General features: G+C 64.0%; 8 protein-coding genes. 2 read left to right on the forward strand and 6 right to left on the reverse strand.

Features of this window, described 5'->3' with window-relative positions; all coding sequences use genetic code 11:
* From MOQ72_RS43615 to MOQ72_RS43640, 6 genes are all read right to left on the reverse strand, one after another.
* On the reverse strand, positions 1-614 hold a 614-nt coding region (locus MOQ72_RS43615; RefSeq protein WP_242191947.1), incomplete at its 3' end, for a helix-turn-helix domain-containing protein.
* Positions 615-839: 225 nt separating this feature from the next.
* Positions 840-1,142 (reverse strand): hypothetical protein, encoded by a 303-nt coding sequence (locus MOQ72_RS43620; RefSeq protein ID WP_242191948.1) that lies wholly within the window; start codon positions 1,140-1,142, stop codon positions 840-842.
* A 159-nt stretch (positions 1,143-1,301) separates the two neighbouring features.
* Positions 1,302-1,625, reverse strand: a complete 324-nt coding sequence (locus MOQ72_RS43625) for a hypothetical protein (protein WP_242191949.1) — start codon at positions 1,623-1,625, stop codon at positions 1,302-1,304.
* Between the two features lie 1,331 nt (positions 1,626-2,956).
* Entirely contained in the window at positions 2,957-3,196 is a 240-nt protein-coding gene (locus MOQ72_RS43630) for a hypothetical protein (protein WP_242191950.1), read from the reverse strand.
* On the reverse strand, positions 3,193-4,029 hold the full coding sequence (locus tag MOQ72_RS43635) for a phosphoribosylaminoimidazolesuccinocarboxamide synthase (protein WP_242191951.1): 837 nt from the start codon (positions 4,027-4,029) through the stop codon (positions 3,193-3,195). The genes MOQ72_RS43630 and MOQ72_RS43635 overlap by 4 nt, the downstream gene beginning before the upstream one ends.
* Positions 4,026-4,856, reverse strand: coding sequence for a GntR family transcriptional regulator (locus tag MOQ72_RS43640; RefSeq protein ID WP_242191952.1), 831 nt, complete (start codon positions 4,854-4,856; stop codon positions 4,026-4,028). The genes MOQ72_RS43635 and MOQ72_RS43640 overlap by 4 nt, the downstream gene beginning before the upstream one ends.
* Positions 4,857-5,009: 153 nt before the next feature.
* On the opposite strand from MOQ72_RS43640, the gene MOQ72_RS43645 reads away from it, so the two are divergent.
* Positions 5,010-5,225, forward strand: coding sequence for a hypothetical protein (locus tag MOQ72_RS43645; RefSeq protein ID WP_242191953.1), 216 nt, complete (start codon positions 5,010-5,012; stop codon positions 5,223-5,225).
* A 403-nt stretch (positions 5,226-5,628) separates the two neighbouring features.
* Complete coding sequence (locus MOQ72_RS43650; RefSeq protein WP_242191954.1) at positions 5,629-6,729, forward strand: hypothetical protein; 1,101 nt, start codon at positions 5,629-5,631, stop codon at positions 6,727-6,729.
* Positions 6,730-6,846: the final 117 nt, after the last annotated feature.

Consider the following 6,846-nt stretch of genomic DNA (forward strand, 5'->3'; position numbering starts at 1 on the left):
TCGTTTCCGCTGGTAGTGCTGGTTGCCAGATTGGCAGGCTGCCAGCCTGCCAGATTGGCAGGCTGGTCCACCTGCTGGTTTTCGTCGTTTCCGCTGGTAGTGCTGGTTGCCAGATTGGCAGGCTGCCAGCCTGCCAGATTGGCAGGCTGGTCCACCTGCTGTTCCCGCCACTCCGTGACCTTTGCCGCGTGCGACTTGTGTACGCCACCGATCTCACCGTTACTCGACCACTGGATGCGTCGTTCGAGCAGCGTGATCGGGTCCCTCGGGTACATCACCCGCGTGCCGGTGGGCGTGGGGTAGTCGAGCATCGTGACCGCGCCGTTGAGGTGCGCAGCCTCGGGGTAGTTGATCAGAACGACGGGTTTGGCCTCGGATCCGTTTGGTCGGATTCGGCGGACCACAACGATGAGCCCGGCGTCTTCGAGGTAGTCAAGCCACCGAACCATGGTTCGGTAGCCCATCTCACACAGCTTGGCGATGTCTTCAGTGTCACGAAAGACACGACCGTCGTCATCGCACTTCAGGCAGAGTTTGTCGAGCACCTGCCGCGCCGGGGCTTTACCGGTCTTCGTGCTGGCCTCGGCCCACCCGAGGGCCTTAAAGTTGGCCATCCCATCCTCCGTTGACCTAACGGAGGGGAGTCGATCCGTCGCCTTGGGTGAGCGGTTCCACGAAACGAGCGTACCGGGCTCGTGTTCGGCGCAATAACTCGCTACCCTAAGCAGGAGAGCCGTTGAAGGTTCGGCTCTGCAAGCCAGGTGAAGGGTCGAATCCCCTCACTGCGCGCGATGCGAAACCCCGTCTATGGTTGGGAGCCCTGGCGGGGTTTTCGCATGTCAAGCAGCGTTTTGTGGTTCTTCTTCCAGTTGCCGGACGTTCAGTTTTCGCTGTCTGATCAGCTCATCAAGCATGTCGGCGTACCCCGCGAAGTCCCCCCGCGTCCCGCCGCGACGAGCCAGGCGTACGAGTCCCCGCACGATGTCCTCCGCCTCCATGTACTGGCGAAGCCGCTCATCGCTGATGATTGCGATGTAGGGCTTACCTTGCTTGTCAACGGCGATCGGTTCGTTGGTGGCTGCAGCCTCAGCAAGTACGTGCGACGACGATCGGGTGAAGCCCTGAACGCTGTATCGCTCCATGGGTGCCTCTCCTCGTGGGTGTCAGCCACGATCCTAACAGGATCTTCGAATATCGATCGTGAGGCTTCGAAGATCGGTGTGTTGCGCAGCTTCCTCACTGGGTGCTTCGGCGCAGTTCACAGCGCAAATGCCCAGCCAGATTGACCATCGTTTCCTGATTCAAGCCATGCGCCGGGCGAACATAGCCACTCCGGCTATGGCCATGGCGATGCCGAAGACGACGCCCCATCCGGTATTCCAGGTTCCGTACGTGACGAGGGCGCCTGCGGCAGTTAGGAAGAGGGCGAACTTGAGCCGTCGGGCTCGGGCATCGCGGGCTGCTTGTTGCTCGGCGGCTCGCTCCATCGCGGTTAAGCGACTGCCAAAAAGGTCGATCCGCGCCTGGATCACGTCTCTGTCCGGGTGCGCTGGGCTGAGTGCATCCCGGATCTCGCGGTCTTCTCGGATTCTCGCGCGGAGTTCGCTCGTGTCGTCGGGGATCACGTCTGCCCTCCGGTACAGCTCAGTGGGTGCGGTGCCAACTTGCTCAGAAGTTGCGCTGTGACAGCAGTTCAAGCGAAGCGCTTCCAGCGCTGGGTTTCCCATCGCCTCGGCGCCAGGCGCTCGGCGGCGTTGCCGGGGTGGATCTGAGAGTGCTGCTGGGGCTCGGCGGCACTGCTACCAGACTCGTGTCGCCGAGGGTCGTCTGCAGTTGGTTGAGCCTATCCGGCGGCCGAGGGGCCTGTCCATGAGCTGGCCGTTTAGGAATCCTGCGTCCGAAGTGGACCACGGGGCGTGATCGAAACGATGTTGTGCCAACCGTGGCTTCCTGACACCCGCGGCGCTGTCTGGAATCGGTCTACGCGCGTGCGCGCGCGCACGCGCGAGAGGATCCCCAGTGGACTGTGCCGCTGGCACATCTGGCACAGATCGGTGGCACAAAATCCGCTACACCCCGTGATCGTGCCCCGCTCGCCAATTGCTCAGCGCCGCTGGCACCGCTTCGGCGCCCCTGCGAGCGAAGCCCAGTCCGAGCCGCCGTACGGCCAAGTCGCGCTTGCAACCACACCCAGATCAAGTGCTGCTCCTCAGCACGCGGTCGCCCCGCCCGCCGGTCTACTGGTGGCTGCCTCGCGGGGTTTCCGTGTCGGGTCCTCGTTGCTCATAGCCTCGACGCAGCTGACGCGGAGCCTTCCGTGGAGCGACCCGTGGCCGTGGCGTAGCAGACGAGCTCCGGGTTAACCAGGCCAAGCCTCCATGCAGAGGCGCCATCCAAGAAGCGCGCGGCCCATCCGGCGCTCCCCAGAGCCTTTCGTAGCTACCGCGTAGCCGCTCCTAGGATTGCTCTGTTGAGTCAGGGGTAAGCCTCCTCCGCTACCCGTCAAGAACCGCAGCGCGTTGCATTAAATGACGTTGACCTGCGAAAACGGGGGTCAACGTCGGCTCTGTTACGGCCACCACGCTGGGTGTAGGGCGTCCCGCGAACGAGCCTCTACGGTCGCCATTACTGTCCAGCGGAGCGGGTCCTTCGCTCGCCAGCTACAGAAGGCTCGGGAATGGCTCTGACGGGCTATGTCGGTTAGCTGCGGGGGCTCTGGGGGCTGGTCGTGGGCACTCGGGGGAGGCGCGCAGTGGCCACCCCGGTCAGCCAGCGGCTCGTCGGTGCCGTGATGAGGCTCGCCGATAGCTCGCGCGGCTCCCAGTCCGGCTCCTGTCCGGTCGTGCCGTGGCATGAAGGCTCCCTTGGGGCCGCAAGACGCACGTAAAGCACAAGTGGGGGGCCCCCCGGGGGGGGGGGGGGGGCCCCCCCACTTCCTGAGTCGAGCTGCTCGCCCTCAGTCTCCGTGAATGCGAGCGGTGTAGGCAAGGTGGCCATCCAGATCGACACCACCTTGCTCAGGAGCGAGCGTGGGCGTGACGCCGAGGCCGGACAGTAGGTTGCTGGCGCCTTGGCTGCGCTGAACCTTGCGTGCAGGATCGGCCGTGACATCGACTTCGATGCCGCGGTCGGCGAGGAGCTGGGTGACCTCGTTGATGAGGGTGTGAATGTTGTAGCTGCTGCTGAAGCTGCTCATTGCCATTTCTCCCCTGTGATTCGCTCGTACACCTCGATGTAGCGTGCGCGGGTCGCAGCCACCACATCGTCGGGAATGTCGGGACCGGGTGGGGTCATGTCCCACCCAGTACTCCTCGACCAGTCGCGCACGAACTGCTTATCCATCGAGCGCTGCGACTGGCCTGGTGCCCACTCATCAGCAGACCAGAACCGGGACGAGTCCGAGGTGAGCACCTCGTCGCCGAGAGTCAAGACTCCGTTGCTGTCCCAACCGAACTCGAATTTGGTGTCGGCGATGATGACGCCATTGCGCGCGGCGTGTTCGGCTCCCCGCGTGTAGAGCTCAAGGGTCAGTTCGCGCAACCGTTCTGCAGTTGACTGGCCAACCTGGCTGACAACGTCGTCGAAGGTGATGAACTCGTCGTGGCCAGTGGGGCTGAATTTTGTGGTCGGGGTGAACGCCGGCTCGGGTAGCTTGTCTCCTTCCACCAGGCCCGGCGGCAGCACTACGCCGGAAACTGCGCCAGTCCGCTGGTACTCGCGAAGGCCGAGGCCGGTGAGGTAGCCGCGGGCTATGCACTCAACATGGATCATGTCTAGGCGTTTTGCCCGGATCGAGCGGCGTGCGAACTCGGCGGGAACGTTGGTGGCGGAGATGAGGTGGTTGGGCACCACCTCTGCGAGTTTGCCGAACCAGAACACTGACAGCTGTGTAAGTAGCGCGCCGCGCTCTGGGATCGGCGTCGGCAAACTGACGTCGTAGACGCTGATTCGGTCGGAGGCGACCAGGAGTAACTCCCTGTTGGAGAGCTCATATACGTCGCGGACCTTGCCTGAGTGAAGCAGGTTCATTCTGTTCCCTTGGTGCTGTATTCGTAGAAAACCCAGTGTTCCGCCAGGGCGGTCGACTCGCCGTACTCGATGACATCGCCATGCTGGTCGATGAACCGGTTGCGACTGAGAAGCACTGGCGAACCGGGCGTGATGCGCAGTTGCGCTGCCGTGTCCTCGCTAGCGGCACCAGCGGCGTGCTGCACGTGAGTGGCGGCGACGACTCGCCCAGTCATCTCGGTGATGTAACCCGGTGTCCCAGCCGGGATTCTCTCTGCCTCAACCAGCCGAGGCGCAATGCGGGCGAGGGATCCGTCGAACCAGGACACCGACGTGGACAGCGCGTCGCCCTCGGCGTTGTAGGTGGTGCGGCGACGGCGGATCACCGGTGCGCCGGGCGCGATGCTGAGCGCGTCGGCGACATGTTCTGGGCACGCCGTCAACTCCGCGCTGTGGATCCGTGCGTAATGACCAGGCGGGTAGATCTTTCCGGTGCGGTCGATCGAGATCGCTCGGTCGTGAGCCGAGTGATGCAGACCGCTGCGGGTCTGCACGATCGTGCCCCGCCCCGGTTCGCCACGGACTAGTCCTTCCGATCGAAGTTGCCCCAGTGCTTTCGACGCTGTGGCGACCGTGATGTCCCAATCGCGGGCGATGGTCCGCGCTGAAGGCAGCATGTCACCGTCAGCCAGCACGCCGCTTTGGATCTTCTCTCTGAAGTGTCGAGCGACCTGCAGGTACGGCGGGTCCTCGCGATTGATCTGGGGCACGGTTCGACTCCTCTGAACTCTCAGTGTTCTAACACGCTTCGCAACTGGCGGCAAAAACTGCAGGTCAACCCACTTCAACTATGAATGTACTAGGTCGCTAGTTGACATATGTCCTAGGACACCGTTAATGTGTCTCATGGTGCCACTGAGGGCGACTTTCACTCCCGTTGTGGCGGTGAAGAGGAGTTGCTCGGGCAGCGAGCGTGGCAGTGGAAGAGGGGTCTGGAAGTGATGAGTGGCGATGCATACGACCCGCTCGATGTCTTGGAGTTCGAGTTGTACGTGGCTGATGACGAGGACACGCAGGTCTTGGCTGAACGTATGGCGCGGATCGGCCTTGATGCGGTCGATGACTTTGATCTTGCTGCCGAGTTGTTCGCGTTCGTGCCGCAGCTCGCTGATCAATCCTGCGCAGCGCCGCCTGAGTTGGTGTGCAGCGCGCTGTAGGTCCGGTGTCCAGCACCGGGGGAGAACCCGGAACAGGCCCGTTTGCTCCCAGGGTCAGCTTCCGTTTCCGGGTTTTTCCCAGGCCGCTGGAAGTCACCAGTAAGGCTGATGCCGGTCGAGCGGTCGATCCCGCCGATTGGTCCTAACTCGACATCGATGCCTCGTGTGCCCGGCGGGCGAAGGGCTGGCGATGACTCCTGGGGGATCCAACCAGGACGAGCCGCGCGCCACCCAGGTAGGCCCCCTGATGAAAAGGGGGGCACGCGCACGACATGGGCGTCGACTGCTGCTTTTGCAAACCGTTCGTGGTTTGCCGGTCGCTCACCAGGCCACGCCGCGTCTCAGTGGTGTTTGGGCTGGTGGGCGTCTGCGGGAAGTCACGAACCCCGGAAGGAGGCATCACATGACTGCGCCGGAACGGACCGCAGACCGGATCGCAGTGAATCTGGCCCCTCCGGGCCAGATCGCGATACCGGAACAGACGAAGAAGGAAATCGAGCCGCAGCGGCCGACGGCCGCTGCGGTCAATGTGACGTTGGGGGAGCAGGCTGCGCTCCCGGCGGGAACGCAGGGCCCGCGCACTGCCGTTCACGAAGTGGACGGCGACCCGCAGTCGCCGGTGGCGGCGGATTCTGGTCCCAACCTCCGGTCGGAGGGTCGGGTTCTTGATGTGGTGATGCAGCGGCTGCGGGAGATTGTCATCCAGCGGCTGCAGCCGAAGACCGAACCCGACGAGCCCCCAGCGCGGGTCGTGTTGGTGACGATCGGCGTGCTGGCCGTGAGTGCTGTGACGGCGGCGTTCATCCTCTCGTACACGATGTTGCACCTCGTTACTCAGGCAGTGGGGTGGACGGGCTGGGTGGGCCGGATCGGTCCGGTCGTTCCGGACGTCACCGCAGCCGCGGCGGCGGCCTTGTTGGTGTATCGCACCGAGCGAGGGCTGGCCTGGTTCTTGCTCATCGCATCGACGGGCATGTCCATCCTGGGCAACCTGGCCGGTCACGCGATCTGGCGGGGAATGGGCTCCACGCTGTTCCGCCTGCCCGCCGAGTGGTCGTGGGTCGGCGATGTGTTCTCCGTGTTCGTCCCGACCGGGATGGCTCTGCTGCTGCACGTCTTCCTCAAGAAGCTCTCGGCGTTTTTGGTGTGGCGGAAGAAGGAGAAGCAGCAGGAAGCCGCAGCGGCCCGCCGCGTAGCCGAGGAACATGCCGCGGCGGAGCGCGAAAAAGCCCGCCGAGCGAAGCAGGTCGCCGCGGAGCAGATGCGGCGGGAACAGGCCAAGGCCAACCTGCGGCGGGCGCCGAAGTCGGGCGACACGCCGAGTTGGCAGGTGGGCAAGGAGTTCGCGCTCGCGTTCGAGTTCTACAACTCCAGCGACGCTGACGACCTCGGCTACGAGCTGGAAAAGAAGGGCTGGGCTCGTGGCGGCTTCTCCAGCCGGAAGAAGTGGATCCAGCTGGCAGCGAAAGAAGTGGGCGCCGACCAGTCCGGCACGGCCGCGTAGGCACCCCCCGCAAACTGCCGCCTCGGCACCTGCTGGAAACCGGATCACCTCATGCCGTACAAGGCCGCCGTCGAACTCGGCGGCGTGGCGGGTTCTCGATGCTGAACAGGGAGGGTT

The sequence above is a fragment of the Saccharopolyspora soli genome (genome assembly GCF_022678645.1).
Lineage (GTDB): Bacteria > Actinomycetota > Actinomycetes > Mycobacteriales > Pseudonocardiaceae > Saccharopolyspora > Saccharopolyspora soli.

Bases quoted from the DNA above. Each gene is read 5' to 3' on its own strand.
- MOQ72_RS43620 (WP_242191948.1), bottom strand. From the start codon at position 1,142: ATGGAGCGATACAGCGTTCAGGGCTTCACCCGATCGTCGTCGCACGTA.
- MOQ72_RS43630 (WP_242191950.1), bottom strand. From the start codon at position 3,196: ATGAGCAGCTTCAGCAGCAGCTACAACATTCACACCCTCATCAACGAG.
- MOQ72_RS43635 (WP_242191951.1), bottom strand. From the start codon at position 4,029: ATGAACCTGCTTCACTCAGGCAAGGTCCGCGACGTATATGAGCTCTCC.
- MOQ72_RS43645 (WP_242191953.1), top strand. From the start codon at position 5,010: ATGAGTGGCGATGCATACGACCCGCTCGATGTCTTGGAGTTCGAGTTG.
- MOQ72_RS43650 (WP_242191954.1), top strand. From the start codon at position 5,629: ATGACTGCGCCGGAACGGACCGCAGACCGGATCGCAGTGAATCTGGCC.